This window comes from Arthrobacter sp. PAMC 25486 (assembly GCF_000785535.1).
In the GTDB taxonomy this organism is placed as follows: Bacteria; Actinomycetota; Actinomycetes; order Actinomycetales; family Micrococcaceae; genus Specibacter.
On sequence record NZ_CP007595.1, the window covers coordinates 368057 to 390399 of the forward strand.

At 61.8% G+C, this 22343-nt stretch carries 24 protein-coding genes; 12 read left to right on the forward strand and 12 right to left on the reverse strand.

The features are described from left to right. Positions 1–30 precede the first annotated feature (30 nt). Both art_RS21420 and art_RS01705 read left to right on the forward strand, forming a co-directional pair. The gene (locus art_RS21420; RefSeq protein ID WP_082000048.1) at positions 31–222 is read left to right on the forward strand and encodes a universal stress protein; all 192 of its coding nucleotides are present in this window, start codon (positions 31–33) and stop codon (positions 220–222) included. Continuing rightward, complete coding sequence (locus art_RS01705; RefSeq protein ID WP_038462136.1) at positions 216–881, forward strand: universal stress protein; 666 nt, start codon at positions 216–218, stop codon at positions 879–881. Before art_RS21420 ends, art_RS01705 begins: the two co-directional genes overlap by 7 nt. A gap of 20 nt (positions 882–901) precedes the next feature. Here art_RS01705 and art_RS01710 read toward each other — a convergent pair whose 3' ends face one another. Then, positions 902–1393 carry a pyridoxamine 5'-phosphate oxidase family protein gene (locus art_RS01710; RefSeq protein WP_038462138.1) on the reverse strand — a complete coding sequence of 164 codons (492 nt, stop codon included), beginning with the start codon at positions 1391–1393 and terminating at the stop codon, positions 902–904. Between the two features lie 188 nt (positions 1394–1581). Between art_RS01710 and art_RS01715 the strand changes: the two genes are divergently transcribed. Further along, the gene (locus art_RS01715; RefSeq protein ID WP_253901438.1) at positions 1582–3303 is read left to right on the forward strand and encodes a GAF domain-containing protein; all 1722 of its coding nucleotides are present in this window, start codon (positions 1582–1584) and stop codon (positions 3301–3303) included. Here art_RS01715 and art_RS01720 read toward each other — a convergent pair. The 5 genes from art_RS01720 to art_RS01740 form a co-directional block, all read right to left on the reverse strand. Further along, positions 3297–3995, reverse strand: coding sequence for a response regulator transcription factor (locus art_RS01720; protein ID WP_052135890.1), 699 nt, complete (start codon positions 3993–3995; stop codon positions 3297–3299). The two genes, art_RS01715 and art_RS01720, sit on opposite strands and share 7 nt — an antisense overlap. Before the next feature lie 379 nt (positions 3996–4374). Continuing rightward, positions 4375–5016 carry an NADPH-dependent F420 reductase gene (locus tag art_RS01725; RefSeq protein ID WP_038462139.1) on the reverse strand — a complete coding sequence of 214 codons (642 nt, stop codon included), beginning with the start codon at positions 5014–5016 and terminating at the stop codon, positions 4375–4377. Positions 5017–5076: 60 nt separating this feature from the next. Continuing rightward, a complete protein-coding gene (locus art_RS01730; protein WP_038462141.1) occupies positions 5077–5547 on the reverse strand; it encodes a pyridoxamine 5'-phosphate oxidase family protein in 471 nt (156 codons plus the stop codon). A gap of 169 nt (positions 5548–5716) precedes the next feature. Further along, on the reverse strand, positions 5717–6187 hold the full coding sequence (locus art_RS01735; RefSeq protein WP_038468253.1) for a pyridoxamine 5'-phosphate oxidase family protein: 471 nt from the start codon (positions 6185–6187) through the stop codon (positions 5717–5719). Between the two features lie 102 nt (positions 6188–6289). Next, positions 6290–7735 carry an AarF/ABC1/UbiB kinase family protein gene (locus art_RS01740; protein ID WP_253901439.1) on the reverse strand — a complete coding sequence of 482 codons (1446 nt, stop codon included), beginning with the start codon at positions 7733–7735 and terminating at the stop codon, positions 6290–6292. A gap of 1213 nt (positions 7736–8948) precedes the next feature. Here art_RS01740 and art_RS22465 point away from each other — a divergent pair. The 4 genes from art_RS22465 to art_RS22640 all read left to right on the forward strand — a co-directional run bounded on the left by art_RS22465 (position 8949) and on the right by art_RS22640 (position 11250). Then, positions 8949–9263, forward strand: a complete 315-nt coding sequence (locus tag art_RS22465) for a hypothetical protein (protein ID WP_367643754.1) — start codon at positions 8949–8951, stop codon at positions 9261–9263. Positions 9264–9656: 393 nt separating this feature from the next. Further along, on the forward strand, positions 9657–9785 hold the full coding sequence (locus tag art_RS23105) for a hypothetical protein (RefSeq protein WP_301537948.1): 129 nt from the start codon (positions 9657–9659) through the stop codon (positions 9783–9785). 36 nt (positions 9786–9821) lie between these two features. Further along, a complete protein-coding gene (locus art_RS22635) occupies positions 9822–10097 on the forward strand; it encodes a hypothetical protein (RefSeq protein ID WP_216699571.1) in 276 nt (91 codons plus the stop codon). Between the two features lie 13 nt (positions 10098–10110). Further along, the gene (locus art_RS22640) at positions 10111–11250 is read left to right on the forward strand and encodes a transposase (RefSeq protein WP_216699572.1); all 1140 of its coding nucleotides are present in this window, start codon (positions 10111–10113) and stop codon (positions 11248–11250) included. Here the strand turns inward: art_RS22640 and art_RS01755 are convergent. From art_RS01755 to art_RS01780, 6 genes are all read right to left on the reverse strand, one after another. Further along, positions 11184–11825: an NADPH-dependent F420 reductase gene (locus art_RS01755; RefSeq protein WP_038462146.1), complete on the reverse strand. Its 642-nt coding sequence runs from the start codon at positions 11823–11825 to the stop codon at positions 11184–11186. The two genes, art_RS22640 and art_RS01755, sit on opposite strands and share 67 nt — an antisense overlap. Positions 11826–12262: 437 nt before the next feature. Further along, a complete protein-coding gene (locus tag art_RS21430; RefSeq protein ID WP_082000049.1) occupies positions 12263–12547 on the reverse strand; it encodes a hypothetical protein in 285 nt (94 codons plus the stop codon). Further along, positions 12544–13209: a DUF2306 domain-containing protein gene (locus art_RS01765; RefSeq protein WP_216699573.1), complete on the reverse strand. Its 666-nt coding sequence runs from the start codon at positions 13207–13209 to the stop codon at positions 12544–12546. The genes art_RS21430 and art_RS01765 overlap by 4 nt, the downstream gene beginning before the upstream one ends. Continuing rightward, the gene (locus tag art_RS01770; RefSeq protein WP_052135893.1) at positions 13206–13889 is read right to left on the reverse strand and encodes a hypothetical protein; all 684 of its coding nucleotides are present in this window, start codon (positions 13887–13889) and stop codon (positions 13206–13208) included. Before art_RS01770 ends, art_RS01765 begins: the two co-directional genes overlap by 4 nt. A 126-nt stretch (positions 13890–14015) precedes the next feature. Then, positions 14016–16775: a LuxR C-terminal-related transcriptional regulator gene (locus art_RS01775; protein WP_162182019.1), complete on the reverse strand. Its 2760-nt coding sequence runs from the start codon at positions 16773–16775 to the stop codon at positions 14016–14018. 59 nt (positions 16776–16834) lie between these two features. Further along, on the reverse strand, positions 16835–17545 hold the full coding sequence (locus art_RS01780; RefSeq protein ID WP_052135894.1) for a TetR/AcrR family transcriptional regulator: 711 nt from the start codon (positions 17543–17545) through the stop codon (positions 16835–16837). A gap of 95 nt (positions 17546–17640) precedes the next feature. On the opposite strand from art_RS01780, the gene art_RS01785 reads away from it, so the two are divergent. The 5 genes from art_RS01785 (at position 17641) to art_RS01805 (ending at position 22330) form a co-directional block, all read left to right on the forward strand. Beyond that, positions 17641–18687, forward strand: a complete 1047-nt coding sequence (locus tag art_RS01785; RefSeq protein WP_253901440.1) for an NAD(P)-dependent alcohol dehydrogenase — start codon at positions 17641–17643, stop codon at positions 18685–18687. Between the two features lie 113 nt (positions 18688–18800). Then, complete coding sequence (locus art_RS01790; protein WP_082000051.1) at positions 18801–19712, forward strand: DUF4389 domain-containing protein; 912 nt, start codon at positions 18801–18803, stop codon at positions 19710–19712. Between the two features lie 43 nt (positions 19713–19755). Continuing rightward, complete coding sequence (locus art_RS01795; RefSeq protein WP_253901441.1) at positions 19756–20628, forward strand: SDR family oxidoreductase; 873 nt, start codon at positions 19756–19758, stop codon at positions 20626–20628. Between the two features lie 565 nt (positions 20629–21193). After that, positions 21194–21877, forward strand: coding sequence for a phosphoribosyltransferase (locus art_RS01800; protein ID WP_052135896.1), 684 nt, complete (start codon positions 21194–21196; stop codon positions 21875–21877). 147 nt (positions 21878–22024) lie between these two features. Continuing rightward, positions 22025–22330 (forward strand): putative quinol monooxygenase, encoded by a 306-nt coding sequence (locus art_RS01805; protein WP_038462149.1) that lies wholly within the window; start codon positions 22025–22027, stop codon positions 22328–22330. Positions 22331–22343: the final 13 nt, after the last annotated feature.

Genomic DNA, 22343 nt, shown 5'->3' on the forward strand with positions numbered 1-22343 from the left:
GTGGCCCGAACGTAGAAACGGCGAAGACCCATGGTTGTAGCACCGCGGATTGTGGTGGGGGTGGATGGCTCACCCCGTAGCAGGGCTGCCCTCGAGTGGGCCGCACTCCGGGCCCCGCGGCAAACGCTGTCCCTGCTGTTGGTTTACGCCGTCCCGGACTACCTGGTCTCGCCCGGGCGCATTGAATGCCAAAGTGTGCGGGATGCTCTCGGGGCTTGCTGAACAACGAAGCCAGCCGGGCGCGTGAGTTTGCGCCGACCGTGGAGGTGCGGACCAGCCTTCATTTTGGCGAACCTGCCCATGTACTGGCTGAACTTTATTCAGGTTCCGCCATGGTGGTGGTCGGCACGGACAGGACTGCCGATGTGCACGGAGAAGGATTCGGTGCGGTCAACATGCAGCTCGCCACGATCGGGCGATGCCCCGTGGCTGTCATTCCAACTCCCCAGAAGGCCGTGAGGGCCGGCGTCGTCGTGGCTATTGATGGTTCCTCACAGTCCATGGCCGCCTGCTTCACCGCCGCCCAAGCGACAAGCGCCGAACAGGATGAGACCGCGGGACGTATGACCCTGGAGACAGCTGTCGCCTGTCTGCGCGCCCGTCATATAGGCCTCACAATGGACGAGCGATTCGAGCACTGCGATGTGCCGGCGCGGGCCTTGATCGATGCAGGAAAGGGTGCTGAGATGCTCGTGGTTGGAAACCGTGGCAGGGGAGTTGTGCAACACGCGCCCAAGGCGTCGGTCCTACAAGGCCTGCTTCTGCTGGTTCCCTGTCCCGTTGTCCTGATCCAGCAGGATCATGTGGACGACACCGCTGGCCAGATCAGCGGTCGCAATGCGTTTTTGCCTCCAAGCACAGATCGTGTGGGAGGACAGTGACACCGAGATGGCCCATTCACTCACTCAAAGGAGGCGCGCCGTGCATCCGCCAAGGGAGTCGTCCAAATATCGGGTCTTGTGACGTGAAATCTTCTCCCGCTGAGGTTCAGGGGGAGGATACGCATCAGGTGGTTCTTGGGGCCGCCCTGCCACGGCTGCAGTATCAGGCTTTGCGCCTCGGCAAGTTCGGTTTCAGACCAAATCGCCAGAACACTGCCTCGCAGGACAACGCTCCAGGCCTGCTCTGTTTTAGGGTCATAGCCATCAATTTCGAAGGCGACCGGTGTGTTGTTCGTCGAGCCGTACAGTTTGGTGCCTTCGGCGGTTCGGAAGACGAGTGATTCATTGTCCACCGCGTAATTGATGGGAAAAATGTCAGGATGATCCTCAACGACGACAGCCAAGCGCCCGACGACCCGTCCACGCAGCAATTCCCAGCATTGATCCTTTGACAGAGTTTCAATGTCCGGGACATCCGGTGTGGCCGCTGAAGCTGTCGTCTTGTTCGTCATGGTATGACTGTAGTCCCTAGGGTCTTGGAGATGCAGCGTACAAAGTCCCCACCTGCCGTGCTTGGGTTGGTGGACCTTGGTTGCCCCGTCACAGACGTCCTCCTGGCAACGGGCGTAGTCTGTCAACATTGGCTGCGTGTCTTTGGGCCATTGCCACAGCGGCCCAAGTTCGTTCGAAGGTGGATCTGGTGACGGAATCTGATGCGGGGACGGACGTGCCGTTGTTGCCGGCCGCGGAAGGTACTCGGATTGAGGATTTGCTCAAGGAGTTTGTAGATCGGGCGGGCGAATTGCTCTCCACACAGGAACGGATACGCGGCTTACTGGCCGCCGTGGTTTCCGTAGCAGAAGACCTCAGCCTGGATGCGGTTCTTGAGAGGGTGGTGAAATCCGCCTGCACACTTCTGGACGCCCGCTACGCAGCGTTGGGAGTTATCGGCGACGACCAATCACTGAGTCATTTCATTACCGTTGGAATCGATGAAGAACTCATTCGCAAGATTGGCCCGTTGCCCACGGGGCACGGCGTCCTGGGACTGCTGACAAGTGACCCGCACCCGTTGCGCCTGCACGATTTGCACGAGCACCCCGCTTCCTATGGGTTTCCGGAACACCATCCATCCATGGTGACCTTTCTCGGTGTTCCCGTAAGGGTGAGAGGCAAGGTCTTTGGGAACCTTTATCTGACCGAAAAGGCAGGCGGTGAGGACTTCACAACGGAGGATGAGGAACTGGCAGTGGCCCTGGCTGCTGCCGCAGGCGTCGCCATTGAAAATGCCCGTTTGTTTGAGGATGCCAGACGACGTTCGCGCTGGCTGGAAGCCTGCATGGATGTCACTGGCAAAATGATGGATGACGAACGCAATATCACTGAAAGCAGCCTGGACATGATTGCGGCCACTGCGTTGGCGGAGTCGGACTCAGCCCTGACCATGATCGGGGTTTCTTCTGACACGCGACCTGAATTGTATGTTGCAGCGGCGGCCGGGGAGCGGGCACCGCTGCTGGCGGGCCGCTCGTTGGCCTTGGATTCACCGGCGATCTCGGAGGTTTTGAGAACGGGGGTCCCGACGGTATTCGATGACGCCACTGACCTGCTCGGCGATGAGGACGGGAAGGCTTTTGGCCCCATCGTTGTGATTGCGTTGGGCCCCCAAGGAACGAATCAGGGCCTGTTGATCTTGGCGCGGAGTCAAGGTTCAGGCACCTATTCAAAGATTGTCGTGGAGATGAGCGCCGTGTTTGGCTCCCACGTGGCTTTGGCCCTGGAACTGGCCCGGACGCACAGGTTGCGTGAACAGATCATGGTATTCACCGACCGGGATCGTATTGCAAGGGACTTGCACGACGTCGTCATCCAGCGTCTCTTTGCGGCTGGCCTGAGCGTTCAGAGCCTACAGCGATTCATCACGGACAAGACGGCGTCAGGGCGGATCAGGGCCGTCACCACGGAGCTTGACGAGACCATTCGGGATCTGCGGAACACCATTTACTCGTTGCGGGTCAGCTCCGGTGAAACAGAGCTGCTCAGCGACTTGATCTTGCGCGCAGTTCGCAATGCTGCCAAGCCACTCGCCTTCGCTCCCCGGTTGAATTTGGCCGGCCCCATAGACTCTGCAATCTCCGAGGAGACGGCCAAACATCTACTGGCAGTATTGACCGAGGGGTTGAGCAACGCCGTTCGGCATTCCGACGCGGGGGCAATCGACGTTTCCGTTGAGGTGACGGCGGACAACGTGACGGTCATTATTGACGACGACGGAGTCGGTGTGGGCGATCCGGATCGTCAAAGCGGGCTGCTGAACATGAAACAGCGGGCAGAAATTCTCCATGGAACCTTTGAGATAGAGAGCACTGCACACACCGGGACCCGCCTGGCCTGGTGTGTTCCCGCGGCAGCTGCTCAATGATGCTCCGGAGGCGTTTTCCAAGTTGTATCCGTAATGAAAATGGCGGCTTGCGTGCGGCGTTCAAAACCCAGCTTGGCCAGGAGTGAGGATACGTAGTTCTTCACAGTCTTCTCTGCCAGAAACATCTCACGGCCGATGTCCCGATTGGTCAAGCCGCGCCCAATAAGTTTTAGTACGCGGCCCTCCTGCGGGGTCAGGGCAGCGATCCGTGGATCTGCCCGTTCAGGTTCGGCCAGGCCTTGAACCACCTTCTCCATAACATCGGGACTGAAAAGTGATTCGCCCTTGGCAGTGCGACGCAGGGACGTCAGCAGGTCCGTGCCATCGATCTCCTTCAGCACATAGCCGGAAGCTCCGGCAAGCACAGCACCACGCAAGGCCTGCTCGTCGTCGTAGCTGGTGAGTATCAGGCACCGCAGGGACGGATCCACGGACCGGACATCACGGCAGACCTCAATCCCCGTTCCATCGGGCAGGCGCGCGTCCAACACTGAAACGTCTGGATGCAAGGCTGGAATGCGCCTGGTCGCTGCCAGCGCGGAACCGGTGGAGCCGATGACTCTGAACCCCTCGCCCTCGAGCAGCTCTTTCAGTCCCCGCCTGACGAGTTCGTGATCGTCGAGGATGAAGACGGTGATCGACTCCACAGGGGTTGGTGTCGTTACTTCATCGGGGGTAACCAGCCGATCCATAGTCCTCATTCTCCGTCCGTGATCGTGGTTCCTGCCTGGGGATCTCGCAAGGCACTACCCATCCCTTGCCTATGGTGCACCAGTCCTGTCAGTCTCTCTTACGCGTCGTGGACCAACAAGGGCCGAAAGTCCTTTGAAGCCATCAAAGCAAATTTTCAGCGGTGAGCGGGCGGCATTCGAATGGTGCCAGGGGACGGCGGGTGTTCCTGCCCGCGCTGCTGCCCATGGGGCAAGGCGCTGATCATGCAAGCGCCCCGCGGGACGGCAGCGGGTCCGGCCGGGTCCAAGGCAAGCAGCATGAGAGGTGATGCGGCCCTGCGCAAAAGCGTGCCCGCGAACAATTTCTGGTTCACCTGCTGGGTCCCCGGGCAAGTGCCCTTTAGGGGAGGAGGTTCAATGACGTGTCCCAGTTGAAGTTCTCGTGTGCGGGGCTGACTTGCAGACCCATGACCAGCAGCATCATGGCCTCGAGTTCGCGCGCCCTTCGGAGCGGTCCCACATCGATGGGGCGCAGCCCCGAGGCTGCAACAACGGCACTTACCTTGACCTTTGCCTGTTCGGAGTCGCCGGCGATGAACACGTCCAACGGTATCCCTGCCACAGTCCCGGCTTCCAAGGGCTTGGCCAGGCAGGTGTTGAAAGCCTTGACCACGAGCGCCTCAGGGCTTGCATGGAGGGCGGTCTGCTCGGCTGCTGAACTTCCAGCGGGGGTCAAGAGCTTGTCGAAGGTGGCCAGGTCGACGGGGTTGCTGATGTCCACGCTGACCCTGCCTGCCAATGCTTCGCCATAGAAGAGCACCGATTTCTTGGCCTCCTCAAAAGGGACCGCCAGGAAGACAATTCCTCCTTCAATGACAGCCCCCTCTCCGCCGCCTTGGGCTCCGGCTCCGAGGAACTCGACGAGTTCACGGGTCTTTCCCCCGTTGCGTCCCAAAATCTGCACTGAATGCCTGGCTTGGAGCATGCGAACGGCAATGGAGCGGGCCATATTTCCGCTGCCGATAATGGTGATTTGTTCCATGGCTTTAGGGCCTTTCAGAGGGGAATGCGTGTTTGTGGTGGAGCCGGGCTGCGGAGAATTTTATTCAGGTGAAGTGTGGGGGGCATTCGCTTGGGCCGTCCACCACTCGGCCGGCGCGGCCACGGTGAACTTGCGACCCGTGATCGACGTCGGAGTAATACGGATAAATGTGTTCTTACTGCCTGAGTGCCAGGGGAAGAGCATGATTGAAAAACTGTCGAGAACCTCCTGCGTTGAGTTGATAATCGCGGTACTGCCTTTCACAACAACACTCCAGGCAACGCCACTGCTGGCGTCTACTCCGTCGGCTTCCAAAGCCACCGGGGTTTCGCCCAGCGCTGCATCAAGTTTCGTTCCCGGACCGGTGCGAAAGACGAGGGTGCCGTGATCAACTGCGTAGTTGATGGGGAAGATGTCCGGATGGTCCGTGACCCAGAGTGCCAGCCGTCCGACGGAGACGCCGCGAAGCAACGCCCAGCACTCGTGGACAGGTAGTTCCTCCGTTGGGGCAGTGGCTGATTTGTTCGTCATGGCACCGATCCTAGATCGGTTGGAGCGGTGCCGATAGAGTCCAAAGACCTGCCGCGCACGCCCACGGTGCCCGAGTCGACCCGGATCATGCTCTTCCCGCCGTAGCCTCAGCCTGGGGCGATGACCGGTTCAAGGTTCCGGAACTGCTATTCGGAAAGCCGGTCGGACTCTATTCGAGTCCGGCACGGATTGCCTCCCTAAGGGGTGTCCGCCACGACATGGAAGCCGTTAACGTGTAACGCCTACCCGTCACCGTTTCGGGAACAATACGGATCAAGTGCTCCTGCTCGACGCCTTGCCAGGGAAAGAGGGCCCCGCTGATGGTGTCGAGATTGGTGTTCGTGGAGGTCGCCACCACGGCGCGGCCCTTGACGACAACGCTCCATGCGGTGCCGAATTCCGCACTCACGGCGTCGGCCTCAAATGCAACGTTGGTGCCGCCCTCCAAGGAGCTGAACTTGGTTCCGCCCCCTGTGCGGAAGAAGATTGTCTCTTGATCCACCTTGTAGTTAACCGGGAACACATCAGGACGACCCTCGACGGTGAGCGCCAAGCGTCCAATCGACGTTTGCTGAAGGAGGTGCCAACATTGCTGGAGGTTAAGAATCTCTGGTTTTGGTACCACGTTTGTATTTGTCATACCCATGACGCTATGGCTCAGGGGCCCCATGAAACAGGGTACAAGGACCCGAACTCTGGGGCCGAGACCAGGACGCTGGCAGCGGCAGGAGCCAAAGCGGCACTAACGGTTACCCCCGGCGCTACGCCGCGCGGTCCACGCCAAGTAGCCGCCCAATGCAGCAACAACACCAGCGCCGCCGGCAACCAGGGCGTTTTGCCATGTCTGCAGCCGTTCCCTGTCTGCGGCTGTAAGCTCTCCGATCCCTCGAACAAATGCTGCAACTATCATCCCGGCAACGAGGCGGTTGCCGATTCGTTCAGCTCGGGCCACCAAAGGCACCAATTCCTCTGAACGCAAGTGGACCTCGACGCCGTCGTCCAGAAGGTCAAGTAGTCGTCGTACCTTATCGGGAAGATTGGCACCCAGGTCTGCGGCGTCCAAACCCCATTGGGAGAGGTTGCGTAGGAGATTGCGGGGAATCGCCCTTTTGAAGGCCAACTTGCTGGCATAGGACTTGATCACTGTGCCGAGATTGAAGTCCGGATTCAATCGAGCGCCCATTCCTTCGGTCATGAAGATCATTTTCGTCAGCATCGCCATTTCGCTGGGTAGCTGAAGATGGTGATTGCGCAGAATGGCCAATATTTGTCTGATCAGGGGTGAGATTTCGATTTGGCCCAGTTGACGTCCTTGATATTGCTCCATGAAGTGCAAGACGTCTTGCCGTAGATGGTTACGATCCGAGGTTGGGCGGTTGACGGCGAGCTCCAGCAGTGCCCGGGCGATTCTGTCTGGGTCGTCGAAGCTGAATGCCAACAATAGGTTCCCGAGGTGGCCGCGGAGTTCATTGCCAACTTCGCCCACCATGCCAAAATCGATCAGGCCTATTCGTGAAGTTGATTCAACAAACAGATTTCCCGGGTGTGGGTCTGCGTGGAAGAAGCCGTCCTCAAAGATCATTTTGACGGCAGCCTTGGCTGCCAGGTCCGCCAGGCGATTTCTGTCGCCGGCAGGCATGGCCAGGACTTCGGCGTCGTTGATCTTCAATCCATGGATTCGTTCAATGGTCAGTACCCGGGATGTGGTCGTGGGCCAGAAGATTCTCGGAATATGGATGCTTGGATCATTGGCAAAATTCTTGGCGAAGCGTTCCGCGTTGGCGCCTTCCTGCAGGTAGTCGAGTTCGGCGCGAAGTGTTGCAGCAAACCTGGTGGCAATGGACTCAAGGTTGTAATCTGCCACCGCAGCCCAGTTGCGGCCAGCCTGGTGGGCGAGGTTTTGGAGGATCTCCAGGTCCTCCTGAACCTGGGCCACGACGCCTGGTCGTCGAACCTTGACCACGACGGCGGTGCCGTCATGCAGTGTTGCTGCGTGTGCCTGGCCAATCGAGGCACTTGCCAGGGGAACGTCGCTGAAGGTGCTGAAGAGCTCTTCGGGCGTTGCCCCGAGTTCCTGCTCGATGAGGGAACGGATGACATGTGCCGGCACCTGCGGCGCCTCGCTCTGAAGTTTGGACAGCTCTGTGAGGAAGTCCGGTGGAAGGATGTCTGGCCGTGTGGACAGCACTTGGCCGAGTTTAATAAAGGTCGGTCCGAGTTCTTCCAGCGCGCGCCTCAACCGCTCAGGATTCGTGAGATCTTCAGGCTGCCAAGGTCCGGAGCCCAGATGCAATCGTCCCAGACCAACCCTTGCGGCCAGGGAGCCGAAACCATGTCGCGCCAAAATTTCCGCTACCTCGGCATACCGTTCAAAATGGTTGCCCATGGATTGTTCCCGTCATTGGTGATCTGCATCGGCCGGTTCGTCTGGCACTTGGTTCAGTCTAAACAGCGGATATTCGTCCCGGAGCAGGAGTACATAAATGGCTACACCTGTTGACTCCCATGGTCAGGTCCAGGAGTGCCCACTGGTGTCAGCCGGTGAACAGACGCATGACAGCGGCGATGATCACCAGAATACGGTGTGGGGAGAACCTGGCACCACGGTGCGGCTTGGGACGATATTGGGGACATCTGCCTCATCCAAGTCTGCTCGAGTCTGAAAGCGTGGCCATCAAGCCCACCGCTGACGCCCACCACAAGGGCAGTTCTCTTGCCCTGACACTAGCCAGTATTGGCAGAATCAGGCTGTACGCGCCGAGTCCCTGCGTCAGTGTCCGCTCTTCTTCATTGTTTCGACACTGTCTCATCGCCTCATCGCTCTCACCATGAGCGACAATGCATCCCCCACGTCAATGACTCTCACACAGTGGGCAGCGAAACCTTCGCATTCCAGGCAGGAATAGCCCAGACCCACGACTCCTGCAATGCCGCGTGAGCACGGTGCCACAGACTCGATGAGCAGGAACTGGTCCGTTTCGCACTGGTGGCACCACGGGGGCGCCACTTCTCCACAGCCACTCGATAACTTGTTGGTTTGAACCATCGTGCACATTGCCTTTCGTGCCAGTCCGGTCGTATGGCACGAACGAGACGTCGCTGCTGCCAACCATGAATGGTGTCTTTATCGTGACAGCCATCCGCCAGCCCGGACAGTGTCTTTCGTCCCTTCATCGAAGACCGCCATCAAGGAGCCTTGCCGGTAAGACGACGGTTTGGGGCCCGGAACGCCGGAATGGAGTGCAGGGCCACATCATGCACCGCCGGGAACACGACAATATTTATCCAGTTGTTAACGATGCCAGGACCCTTATGTGGTTGGCGCAGTTGTCCAGTCTTGAAATGCATGTGCCGCAAGGGACTGTTGGCGGCAGGGCCCATCCCAGAACCCGGAGTGATTGGTGCTGGACCCGGGCGAAGGAGCTGGCGTGGCCGAGTGGGCGGCGGTCGCACGAATCGCTCGGGAAGCCCTGGGCCAGCTTGGCCTCAATTGTCTGCTTGTCTTCAGTGGGAGCAAAGGAATCCACCTCTATGCCCAAATCGACGGTAGGAAGACCTCGGAACAGGCTGCAGCCGTCGCCCACGACTTCACCATGTCCATGGAGCTGCAACTCCTGGACCTAGTGGTCGCTCGCATGGACCCGGTGTTGAGTCGTGGGAATCTACTCTTCGATTGGAGCCAGATCAGGCAGTGGATGACGACCGTCGTTCCGTAGTCCCTGAGGGGCCGGACGCACCCTGGCGGCTGTCCCGCGTGGAGTGGGTCTAGCGTGCCTGGTATTTTTCATTGGATGGCGTGGCGGTCCTCAGACACGAGACGCATGCTTGGGAAAATTGTGGTGGGACGTGGTTTGACGGGGAACAAGGGAGTGAGCGATGACGCTGGGACTGACACAGGTTCAGCGCGACTTGCTGCGCACCACGGCAACTTTCTGTGAGGACCTATGTACGAATGTGGACCGACGCTCGGTGCCGCCGATAATCGTGGTGCTCGTGATGGTCCTGCAGCGCATCGTGGGCTGCTCGGACCGGGCGGCGGTGGACCGCTTCATCTTTGACACCCGCCAGAAGTACGCCGCCGGTGGCCTGTTCTTGGCTGCCCGGGGTTCGTGCGTACGGTACTGGTTGACATGCGGGACCGGTTGGCGGCATCGGCGGCCCCGGACCGGATCTTCAAGGTCACCTTGGCGGCGGCGACGTCCGCCGGGCTGGTGGGCCGCAAGCGGGTCCTGGATTAGACGCCCTTGTATGGCGCGGTCGCCACGATGGACACCGTGACGCTGTTGCGCTCGGGGATCCGGGGCCTGCTGCGTCTCGCCGACAAGGAGTTGGACGCCAAGCTGCGGGCTGCACTCACCCGCGACGATGATTACGCGGGTGCCGGGAAGCCGGTCTCCGCGTGGGATGGCGCCGAGGCCCACAAGGAACTGGTGGATGCGCTGGCAAAAGACGCAATGGCGGCCCTTACCGTGTTGGAGGGCCTGAAGCTCGACAAGGCTGTATCCCAGGCCGGGGGAGTTGCCGGCAACGTTGGTGGGCCAGGATCTTGATTGCGTCGCGGGGGTGTACCGTATTGCCCGGCGAGTGGCGAAGGACCGGGTGATTTCCACCGTGGATCCCGAGGCGACGCATGGGCACAAGACCTCGGCTCTTGGCTTTGATGGCTACAAGGGTCATGTGGCGATGAACCCGGATTCCGAGATCATCACGGCGACCGATGTCACCGCCGGGAACACCGGGGATGCGGAACGCGCCAAGGAGCTGCTTGCCGAGGAGCTGGCCAGCCTCGATGCCGTGGAGAACCGCGAAGTTCCCGAGATTCCTGCCCCTGAAAACACTCCGGCGGTTCCGCTCAACCGTGGCTATACCGGCATGGATGATGGTGCCGCAACGGCGGATCGTGCCGGTGCTTCCGTGGCGACTTGCCCGGCGAACATCACCATGCGGGTCCGCCCGTCCAAGGACGGCGGCACCGCATCCTTCGGTGCCGCGTGCGCGAGCTGCCCGCTGGCAACGCCCCACACCACCGCGAAGTCCGGACGGAGCATCACCATCAGCCCCCACGAGGATGGACTGGTCCGGGCCCGGACCACCCAACGGGAGTCGGGGTGGCGGGCCGAATACCGGGCCACCCGCCCGAAGGTGGAACGAAAGACCGGGCCGCTGATGCGGCGAAAGCACGGCGGGCAGCGGGCGAGGGACCGCGGCCGGACCAAGGTGGACGCCGATTTCTCGTTGTTGGCCGCAGCGGTGAACATCGCCCGGTTTGGCCTGCTCGGAATCAGCCGAATCGTCCCCTCAACGCCGGTTGGAGTCCCGGTATTAGGGGCGGGAGTGCGCTGCCCGGCCCTCGAAGACCGTTGGAGCGGCCCTACAGGTCCGCAGGTGCGTCCTGCGGACCCGAAAACGGTTACCGACAGCAGATTCCGGGAAGAACATGGCGGCCAAGATCGGCTCTCTGGCACCAAAAAATTGATTCTCCCGGGCAAGCGGACCTCTCAGACAGCCGTTAAACACCAGTCACCCAGGCACCCCGGCCCCTGGACTGCAGGCGGCCTGAATTCGGGAGGTCGTCACGGTCCCGTCGTGGCAGCCTCCCCTTTTGTTGTCAAGCAACGCCTCCGGGTGGCGGCCCGTCAGATGGTCCGCGGAGCCTTGGTAAGGTTCTCTTGCAGTTCTTCCAGGTTCTGCGGCACCACGTAGGCGGGGCGGTCGCGTTCAACCCGCCAGCTTTCAGCCAGCGGGCCGATGTCCACGGTGTCGAAGCCGAACTCGTCGTAGAGCCGGGCGACAAGCGCCGAGGCGTCCTTGTGGTCGCTGGCGGTGGCCAGCGCCCTGCGGTTCTCGGTGCCGGCCGGGGAACCTGCGGTGGTAATGTCCGCCGCACGAACGTGGTTGAAGCCCTTGGCGATTTTCGATCCTGCCAGGTGCTCCTGCACCAACCCGGAGGTGGTGGCCTCGCCGGCGTCCAATGCTGCGACATGCCCGTCACGTTCCCAGTAGTAGTTGATCGTGTCGATCACGACCTTGCCCGCCAATGCCTCCGCGGGAAGCGCCTTGTAGTTCTTCAACGGGATCGTGACCACTGCGAAGTCGCCCGCCGCCCCTGCCTCGGCCGCGGTGGCGGCACGCGCCTGCGGTCCGAGTTCGGCCACCAGGTCCGCGAGGGTTTCTGGCCCGCGTGAATTGCTGATGACCACGTCGTATCCCAGGTCCACGGCCTTGCGTGCGATCTGGGATCCAATATGTCCTGCTCCGATGATTCCGATGGTTGTCATGCGCTATTCAACGGTCTCGCCGGCCCCGCTATTCCCCCGGAAACACGGTCCGTCGGGAAATGACCGCGCTGGGCGGCTGCGAACCCCAGATTGATGTGCTGGCGGGGGCTGCCGTCGTCCATTTGGTCTTGCGGGAAGGCGAACGCAGGGGTGTTCAGCAGCGCCTCCACAGAGCGTCTGAAAAGCGGAAGTTCGCCCTGAAGCTACGGCTGTAGCTGGTCGTCCTGTTTGCCCTCGCCGGGTTGGCTGTGTGGAGCCATGCGTCGATCATGCCCGCCGGATTTTCCTTTGGACTGGCCGTTGCCGCTTTGGGGGAGCCCCGCCGGCTGGCCCGGCAGCTGTTCACCATCATCGGGGGACTCTTGGGGCCCTTGTTCTTTGTCTGGTTCGGCGCCTCACTGCAGTTGCCAGCACTGGGTGAACATCCGGGGAGGTGCCTACAGTGTTTTTCCCGGACCGGTTTGATCCGTCCCTGTCCCGGCATTGTTCGCTGATGGGCAAGCCGCCTCCACTGAGAGCAGGGTGATGCCGAGGTCGCGGATCTTCGAGAGAAGTCCGTGCAGTGCTGCTTGGTCCGGGGCCACGCCGCTCAGGGTTGTCGTTCCGTCGCTTTCATGGACCAGCATGAGGTCGCCAAACCAGGCGGACCAATGGGCGTCAAGGTGACCATTGACGCGAACCCGGTAGCCGGCAGGCCTGCTACGGATATGTGGCGGAATCATGACGGCCTCGACTCCGCCGGAAGATGTTTGCGGCTGCGGCGGATGATGAACTCAGCGGTGGCCAGGTGTATGGCCCAACCCGCGCCCATCATGAGCGTGGTGGTGAGTCCGCTGGTGCCGAAGACCGTGTTCCCAAAGCCTTGTGTGAACACCTGGGTACCGGCGCCAAGGGCGAGTGCGCAGGCGCGTGTCATCCATGCCAGGTGGTGTGCCACATCCCCATGGCGGAGCGCTGTGAATCCGAGCAGGATGCTGGCGACCATGCCCGAACCAAGCATGAGCCTGAATGCGTAGTGCGGGGCTCCGGTTCCGGACTGGCCGGCGTAGAACAGTGTCATCCAGAGGGCCGTGAATGCTACTGCCAAGCCCAGTGGCAGCAGGGCGCGCCCGGCCATTCTGTGCCATTTCGGGTGGCGCCGCCGCAGCCAGGGGGAAAACTGGTATGCACCAATGACGGCGTAGGGAATCGCTCTGCTGATATGAACGACGACGGGGACTGGTGACGCCGTCAGGCGCGAATCTTCGGGTTTGAGTTGGGGGCCGCTGGACAGCTCCACCAATCGCAGCGTGCCGGCCACTGTTGGGATCAGGATGACTGCGCTGAGCGCGAACGGCACCCACCGTCCCATCCTGTCGGTGCGGATCGGGCCGAGCTGGATCACTTTACGCCTGATCCCAGCGTCATGCCAGCCTCACGGCGTGCGGTAGCGGACGCTGTGTGTTGCTTGCGCCAGAGCGAGGATCCAAGGCCGATCAGGGCGACGCCGGTGGGCAAGGCAAACAGCCGCTCGTTGACCATGGGCAGCAGGGGGATGGCGATGGTTGCGGCGGTGCCAAGGGCCAGGACGGCTGAAGCCCATCGGGCGAGGACCCCGGCGCGGAACAGTGCGATGCCGAAGAGGACGCCGCCGGCGATGTACGTCAGCCCGGATGCCGCGTTGAGAAGCTGAAAGTGGCCGATGTCGCCAGACGCATGACCCCCGGTTGCGACGGCAAAGACGTCATTGACGTAGGCCGGGGCCCTGGTGGCCAGGGTTGGAATGACCACTGCGCCGATGACTTCCACGCTCATCATGATCAGGTAGCCGGTGCCGAACACGAGGTATCCGAGGAGTCCGAGAACGCCCATCTTTTTCACGTGGGGGAGGTACATGCCGGTGATGCCGATGAGCGAGAGGACGGCCATGGCAATCTTCAGGGATTGGCGGATCGTGTACTCGGCGGTGGTGGCGAAGGTGGCGTCCAGGTGTGGGTGGTTGATCTGGATGCCGATGAACAGCAGGCCCGCTGCGACGGCGGACAACCCGGCTGTGCGGGTGAGGGTTGTTGTGGTGATGGACATGATGACTCCTACGTCTTGAGTGTTCGTGGCGGGTGCCGCGGGATAACTCAAAGGTAGGCGCGGTGTGGGTGATCACGCCTCACCCAATGATGTGGTTGTCAGGGTGAGGTTGGGCAGCGGGGAGGGTCACGACATGCCGAGGTCGCGTGACATTCGGACGGCGCTGCGCCGGTCGGTGACGCCGAGCTTGGTAAAGATGTGCTTGGTGTGGGTGCGCAGGGTGTTGTAGGAGATGAAGAGCTCGCGCGCGATTTGAGGCCCGCTCAAGTCACTGGCCAGCAGCCTGAGCACCTGCATCTCCCGTTCACTCAACATTTCACCGGACGACGCCGGTCCCAAACGTGGGCTTGAACCGTCCCCTTGTAGTTGGGCAGGGGGACGGGGACGGAGCAAGCGCCGGGCATGGTCGACGGCGACGCCGTGCTGTGTGGCGTGGTGCAGCAGCTCCGTCATCGGGGTGCCTTCGTTGCGGAAGAGCTGCCTGTATTCCCCGGGTTCGGGTGCTCCGGTGAATGCCATGCCAAGTGTTTCGAGGGCCTGAGCCTTGCGTCCTTGGGCTGCGTGCACGAGGGCTTGCAGCATGCGGATTTCCATCAGGCTGCCGGCGCGTCCGGAGCCCTTGGCAGCTTCGGCCAGCCGCTCCAGCAGTGAAGCAGCATGGGCGCCAGTCGCAGTGGCAGTGCCAGCCGTCCAAGTGCCAGTGCCAGTGCCAGTGCCGGGATGCGGGCGTTGCTGCGTTTCGCTGTCCTGCGCAAGGAGCAGCCGGACCAGGGTGAGTTGGTTGAACTCGTCCAGGTAGCGGGCACCATCCATGATCGGGTCACCTTGTTCCCGGGCCCAGTCTCCCGCCTCCAACAGCTTGCCCTGTGCGATCAAAACCCGGGCCTTCATTGCCGCGATGGGGCGCACTTCCGGGAAGAACCCCCTTTGGTAGAGCGGTTCAGACTGCTCGAAGCACTCGATGGCCTGCTCAAGTTCCCCCTCACAATGGGCGAGGAGCCCCTTTGCCGCAAACCAGCGGAAGCGGCTCTCGTTCGCCGGAACGCCCTTCAGCAGGAGTGCGGCGGCGTCAAGGTGGCTTCTGGCATTGTTGAAGTCTCCGGTTTCGCAGTCAATCTCGCCCAGGGCAACGTGCAGCTCTGCGCTTGCCCGCGCAACCGCCGTCCCGTGAGCCTGTGAACGTTGCAACGCGGCCTGCATGAGCTGGCGCGCCTTGCCCGGCCGGCCGGCCGCGAGCCACATGTCGGCGAGGACCACGGTGCTGCTGAGCTCGTCGACCGTGTTGCCTGCCGAGTGCAGGCTTGCCACCGCCTGCGTGAACTCCTGCAGTGCACCCGGAATGTCCCCTTCCGCCCACGCGGCCATGCCCAGAAACCCGGCCGCCGCACCGCGCGCGAGATGGTCGGCGGGGCCGGACAGCTGCCGGGCGTGCCGGGCATGACTTAGGGTGCCGGCCACATCGCCCCGGGCTTGTGCGAGTGCGGCGCGGTAGATGGCGATGGTGGCAGGCAATGTATGGAACTCTTCAATGTCAGCCCAGGGAGAAGCCTCCCCTTCGGGTATTGCGGCCATCGCTCGTTCAGCATCCTTGAGGCGTGGTTCGACGCTGTTAAGATCACCGTCCGTCATGAGCATGAATCCGTAAAAGGTGCTCAGCACGGGGCTATTGCGGATGGCGCTGTCGGGGAGCTCCTTAAGCCAGCCGAGCATCATCGAGTCCAGCCGTTCGCGCCGGATCCAGGGTGCGGCAAGCTCCATGAGGTGCGCCGTACGCTCAAAGTCTCCGGCGGCCATGGCATGCCCGACAGCCTCCGGCAGCATGCCGCGGTCCTCATACCAGCGGCTGGCATGCTGATGAAGCTGCGGAATCTGCCCTGGCTGCTCGCTGAGCAGTCGTGCCCGCAGCATGTCGGCGAAGAGGCGGTGGTATCGGTACCATTCGCGCCCGTCGTCCAGCGGCACGGTGAAGAGGTTGGCGTGCTCCAGGGCGATGAGGCTGTGGCTCCCGTCGTCGCGGCCGGTCACTGCGTCACAGAGCGGCCCGGTGAGCCGGTCAAGAATTGATGTGAGCAAAAGGAATTCGCGGACGGGCCCAGCTTGCTGCTGGAGGACTTCCTGCACCAGGTAGTCAAGGACGTATCTGTCGTTGCCGGTAAACCGGGCGATGAATTCTGCGGCGTCGTCCCGTCCCTGCAGGGAAAGGGCGGCAAGCTGGAGGGCGGCTGCCCACCCTTCCGTCCGCTGTTCCACGGCAGCGACCTCGTTTTCAGTGAGGTCCAGCCCTGTTGTGCCGTTGAAGTAGGCGGCGGTTTCAACTGGCGTAAATCGCAGCTGCGCTGCACGGATCTCCACCAGCTCGCCGCGCACCCTCCAACGTGCCAGCGGCAGCGCGGGGTCGGCGCGGGTGCTGATCACCAGGTGCAGTTTTGACGGGAGATGCCCCAGCAGCAACGCCATCCCGTCGCCGACCTCCCTGCTGTCGACCAGATGGTAGTCGTCCAGCACCAGCACGACGTCGTGTGGTATTTCCATGAGCTCATTTAACAGGGTGGTCAGGACAAGCTCCGTCTGGAAAGGACGGCTTGCGGACAGCTCCAGTGCAGCCTGGCCGACGGTGGGGACCGAGGTTTGGAGCGCCGCCACCATGGCGGGCCAGAATGCTGCAGGTTCATTGTCTCCCGGGTCGAGGGAGAGCCATGCAACGGCATGGCTCTTATCGAATGTCCTGTCGAGCCATTCGGCCAGCAGTGTTGTCTTGCCGAACCCGGCAGGTGCGGACAACAGAATCAATTTTGACGTGGTGCCGCGGTGCAGAAGTTCAACGAGCCGTGGCCGCGGCACCAGCCCGAGCCGCAACTTTGGTACGCACAGTTTGCTTGCAATCACCACACGCGCCATCGGAACACCTCTCCTGCCTGCACAACCATTGCGGCTCGCACTGAAACTTACCGCGGGTCCATCCCGTCGATGTTGGCCCTGGGTGCCGGTGGAAGCCATAGCGCCAGGGCCGACAAGATGACGTTCAAGCCAATGTCGAATTCGTCGCCGAAGTTGTAGCCGGGCTTGAGCACGTGCTCGGCAGCGATCTCAACGAGGTGGGGATAGTCGCCGGCGGAAAACAACTCCACGATCGGTTCGGCCACAGCCGACGCCGTGTCCGCACCGCTGAAGGGCAGGGCTGCTTCCTGAAGGGCGAATCCGTAAATGAAGCTGTCAAGCAGGGCGTAGGCATGCGCGGTCAGGGCAACGGAAAATCCTGCATTCCTCAACACGCCAAGGGTCGCGTCATGGTGGCGGAGGGTGGCAGGCCCGGGGGAGGTGCGGGACTCCAGCAGGCCGATGGCCCAGGGGTGGCGGCGCAGCGCTTTGCGGATGGCGTTGGCCCGGCGCCGCATTTCGCGTTGCCAATCGCCCCCACTTGAGGGTGGATCGATCTCGTTGAAGACCATGTCAATGATGGCATCAAGGATCTCGCCCTTGTTGGCGACGTAGTAGTAAAGCGACATGGGCTTGACGCCCAGGGCTTGGGCCAGGGAACGCATTGTCAGCCCCGCGATTCCGGCCTCGTCCGCGATCGTGACAGCACATTGGAGCACCCGTTCGCGGCTCAGTGGAACACGGTCCTGAACCTCTTCACTAATTTCTTCCGCTGTCATGGCCCCAGACTATCGCATTTTCGTACGACGTAAGATACGCTTTCTTACTAAGTAAGGCAGGGTTTTCGAGAACACAGCAAGCAAGGGAAGACGTCATGGCAAGCACACACAAACGCAACAAACAGGCAGGCGGTGGCCAGCCGGACGCCACAGGCCCTGAAGTGATGTCCGCCATCGTCCGGGACCGCTACGGTGACGCAGGCGTGCTGCGGCTGGCGCAGGTCAGCCTGCCACTTGTCAAGGACGACGAAGTGCTGGTGAGGGTCCGTGCGGCCGGACTCGACAGGGGAACCTGGCACCTGATGACCGGCCGCCCGTATGTGATGAGACTGTTCCTGGGGCTTCGCAGGCCGCACAATCCGGTGTCCGGGTTGGATCTGGCCGGGACGGTGGTCGCCGTGGGCGGGTCCGTGACCCGGTTTCAAGTGGGGGAGGAGGTCTTCGGATTCGGCAGGGGCTCCTTCGCCAACTACGCCACGGCCAAGGAAGACAAACTCGCCCTGAAACCAGCAGGACTGACCTTTGAACAGGCGGCTGTGGTCCCCGTTTCGGCTGTCACGGCCTTGCAGGGCCTGCGTGATGTGGGGCGGATCCAGTCCGGACAGAAAGTGTTGATCACCGGAGCCTCTGGCGGTGTGGGAAGCTACGCCATCCAGCTGGCCAAGGCGTTTGGCGCCGACGTCACCGCCGAGTGCAGCACAGCAAAAATGGAACTGGTGCTTTCCCTTGGGGCTGACCGTGCCATCGACTACACCCTGGACGACTTCGCCGACGGCAGCCGCCGCTACGACCTCATTCTTGACTTCGCCGGCAGCCCGGCCCTTTCCCGTCTCCGCCGAGCACTGACGGCATCCGGCACCGCCGTCGTCGGAGGCGGCGAACATGGCGGCAACCTCACCGGCATGGGCCGGCAGCTGCACGCAGTGGCACTCTCACCCTTCATCTCCCAACGACTGACCATGTTCGCGGCAAAGCAGCACTCCGCGGACCTTGCACAGATCACAGAATTCATCGACGCCGGCAAGGTCAAGCCGTGCCTGGACAGGACTTTTCCGTTGGCACAGGCAGCGCAGGCCATGCGATACCTCGAAGCCGGGAAGGTGCGGGGAAAGATCGCCATCACCATGCCGGCATCCCACTAGCCGGTTTCCCGCCGCACGCACCAAACAACAGGGCACCGTGCCAGGACACCCATCAGGCAACAGGCCACCGTGCCAGGACACCATCAAGCACCACCTCGTGAAAGTAGAAAGCCATGTCAACTTCGATACCGTTTGAAACGCCCTCCAACGCCGGTCCGCCCGCGGGACGAATGTCAGGGGTGCACCTGTTCGTGCTCATCGTCGGCGTCCTCCTCGGCGCCGCGTCCCTGGGGGAGCTGGGGTCCTCTCAGTCGATCCCTGCGGCACTGGCTGGGATCGGCGTCGGGATCGTTTTGATCCTGCTGGGAGCCGCCGGCCTTGGCCGTGGCATTGCCGCCGGGGCGCCGCAGCAAGCCGGCCATGACGGCTCGGACATGCCGGCACAGCTGACCGGGCAGCTTGACCCGGGGCTGTCCCGGTGGAAGTGGCTTGTCAAATGGCTCCTTGCCATTCCCCACTACGCCGTTCTGGTCGTCCTCTGGGTTGCCTTCCTGGTCGTGACCGTGGCCGCCGGCGTGGCTATCCTGTTCACGGGCAGATATCCGGCACCCTGGTTCCAATTCACGGTCGGCGTGCTGCGCTGGAACTGGCGGGTGTCGTTTTACGCCTACGGTGTGCTGGGAACTGACAAGTACCCGCCGTTCACCCTGGCCCACACCGCTTACCCGGCAGGCTTCGACGTCGAATATCCCGAGCACCTGTCCCACTGGAAGGTCCTGCTGAAATCCTGGCTCTTTGCCCTGCCGCAACTGCTGATCGTCTCGCTGCTGACAGGCGGCGCATGGGCTTCCTCCTCGGCCTCCGGCTTCTCGCTGGTTGGCATACTGGTCCTGGTTGCCGCAGTTATTCTGCTTTTCACGGGCGTGTACCGCGTCGGCGTGTTCAATCTGCTTATGGGCATCAACCGTTGGGCGCTTCGCACCATGGCCTACATGGCGCTCATGACGGACAAGTATCCGCCGTTCCGCCTGGACCAGGGGCCGTTCGACCCGCCGGCCGGTGCCACAGAAGCAAAACTCGCTTAACCACGGTTTCAGACAGCACTGCGAACTCCTGAGGAACACGGACATGAACGAGCCACGCAGCATGTTGATGGCCGGAAAAACGGTGCTTATCACTGGCGGGACCGGAGGAATCGGCAGGGCGACCGCCGTCGGCCTGGCCAAAAGGGGTGCCCATGTTGCCATCACGGGGCGGGACCCAGGCCGCCTCCAAGACGCGGTCCGGGAGATCCGTGCCGCCGGCGGAGGGCAAGTGGAAGCATTCATCGCGGACATGTCCTCCCAGTCAGAGGTGCGGCGCCTGGCCGGGGAAATACTCCAAGACCTTCCCCGGCTCGACGTGCTAATCAACAACGTGGGCGGCTGCTGGGAGACTCGGCACCTGAGCCCGGACGGGTTGGAATACACGTTCGCCCTGAATTACCTGGCGCCGTTCCTGCTCACCAACCTGCTGCTGGACAGGCTGAGGGCCAGCGCGCCCGCACGCGTCGTCGCGGTATCCTCAAACGTTCAGGCCATCGGGAGGATCGACTTTGACGACCTCCAGGGAGAGTACGATTATTCCGGCGCTCGGGCGTACAACCAATCGAAACTTGCCAACGTTCTCTTCACCTACGAATTATCCAGAAAGCTGCAGGGCAGCAGGGTTACCGCCAATGCCCTGCACCCCGGCGTGGTCAATACCAGGTTCGGCGCGGAGGACCCCGGAACCATCCAACGCCTGTTTGTCCCGTTGATGCGGCCGCTCATGAAAACACCCCGCAGAGGCGCGGCAACGTCAATCCATGTCGCTTCAGCCCCCGAACTGGAGCAGGTGACGGGATGCTATTTTGCCAACTCCAGGGCCAGAAAATCATCTGACCGGAGCTACGACCAGGCCGCCGCTTCCCGGCTCTGGCAGGTCAGCACAGAATTGGTTAACCTGTCTGCCCCCGAATGAATTCCATTAACATGCTGACAGGGCGGACCTTGTTCCCTCATGGCAATACCACCGGGAAGTTGACTTGATACGAAATCACGATGGGCTTATCCCTCTTGCGGCGGTGGTGGGAGGGTTTAACCGGAGAGAAATGAAAGCGGGCGCTCCGCCGATGGACGGCGCAGGACTGTGTCTCGAATCGAATCGAATCAAATGCATTGCAGGGGCGAGGGCTGGCGTCGCGACGTATTCGACCGAGGATCGGCAGGTTTTCTCGGGTGCCCAGTGTTTGCAAGGGCGCAAATCTGCTTCAAGGACCACCTCGGGCACATTTCAACGAAGACCTCTGGTGACAGGGCGTTTCGGGTTTAGGTGTTGCCACGGGCGTAAAATTTGGCTGACGGCCGATGCTGGCGGACGTCTTGGCCGGTTCAGGGAGGGTCAGATGGTCGCCATCTGCCTCAGGCGGGGACGGGCCCATTGAAGTGATCAGTTGGGGAATGTCCCGATGAGACAGATCGGCTGGTTGTGCAGGCCAACGTTGAGCCGTTGGGACCGTCCGCCGGGGGAACCGTGAGGTGGTGACATGAAGCGATATCTGAATCGTCAACAGGCTGGTCAGCTGCTGGCCCGGGAGCTGCAACATTACCGAGGCCGGCAGGGGGTCGTGGTGCTGGGGTTGCCACGCGGTGGAGTTCCCGTGGCCGCTGAAGTCGCCCGGGCGCTTCACTCGCGACTGGATATCGTCGTCGTCCGCAAAATTGGAGTTCCTTCCCATCCGGAGGTTGCGATGGGAGCGTTGGCGGTCGTCTCCGGACACATCGAGATGGTTTGCAACGAGAATGTGCTGGACATGTTGGGATCCCGGCGACAAGCCGAAGCCATGTTCGCGCGTGCTGCGAACGAGGAGCTCGCCGAATTGCACAGGCGCGAGCAAAGCTATCGGGCAGCTCGCCCAGCGGTCCCCATTGCCGGCCGTGTGGTCATTCTCGTTGATGACGGACTGGCAACGGGCGCGACCATGCGGGCAGCAGTCGCCGCCGTGCAGTCTCAACTTCCCGCCCGCATCAATGTTGCTGTGCCCGTAGGGAGTCGAGATACCTGCAGGGAAATCGAGGCGCTGGTGGACGAGCTGGTCTGCTTGCGGCTTCCTGCTCCTTTTCGATCGGTGGGTCAGGCATATCAGGACTTCGAGCAGACCACGGACGAGAACGTGCGGATCATCCTGGGCTCGAGGCAAGAGCATGGCGGAGGCCAGGGCCTTGAATGACGCTGGGGCCAACAGTGGCGCCTGCCATGCCTGGGACGGCAGGGGTGCCTATCCATCCTGCGGCCTGAGTGATGCATTCGGTTGCCGCCGGTTAGGGTTGTTCTAGAATGCGTCACTCCACACAATTCAAAAACAAGGTATGCGTTCATGACAGAGACATTTTTTCAGGTTGTTGTCCGCTACATGGTGAAGCCCGGGGAAACCGACACGGTCCTGGCGCTGCTGGGCGAGATGGCCGCCGCAACCCGCGCAGAAGAAGCAAATCTCTCCTACGATTTCTTTCAGGGCGTCGAGGACCCTGCGCAGATCGTGATCCTTGAACGATACAGAGATACCGCCGGTTTTGCCGCCCATCGCGGGTACGAGCACATCGAGCGCATTGGAGCCGCCCAGATCATTCCGCGGCTGGCCAGCCGTTCCATCCAGACCATTGAGAACGCGACGGTCTCTTAGCGTCGGGATGCCG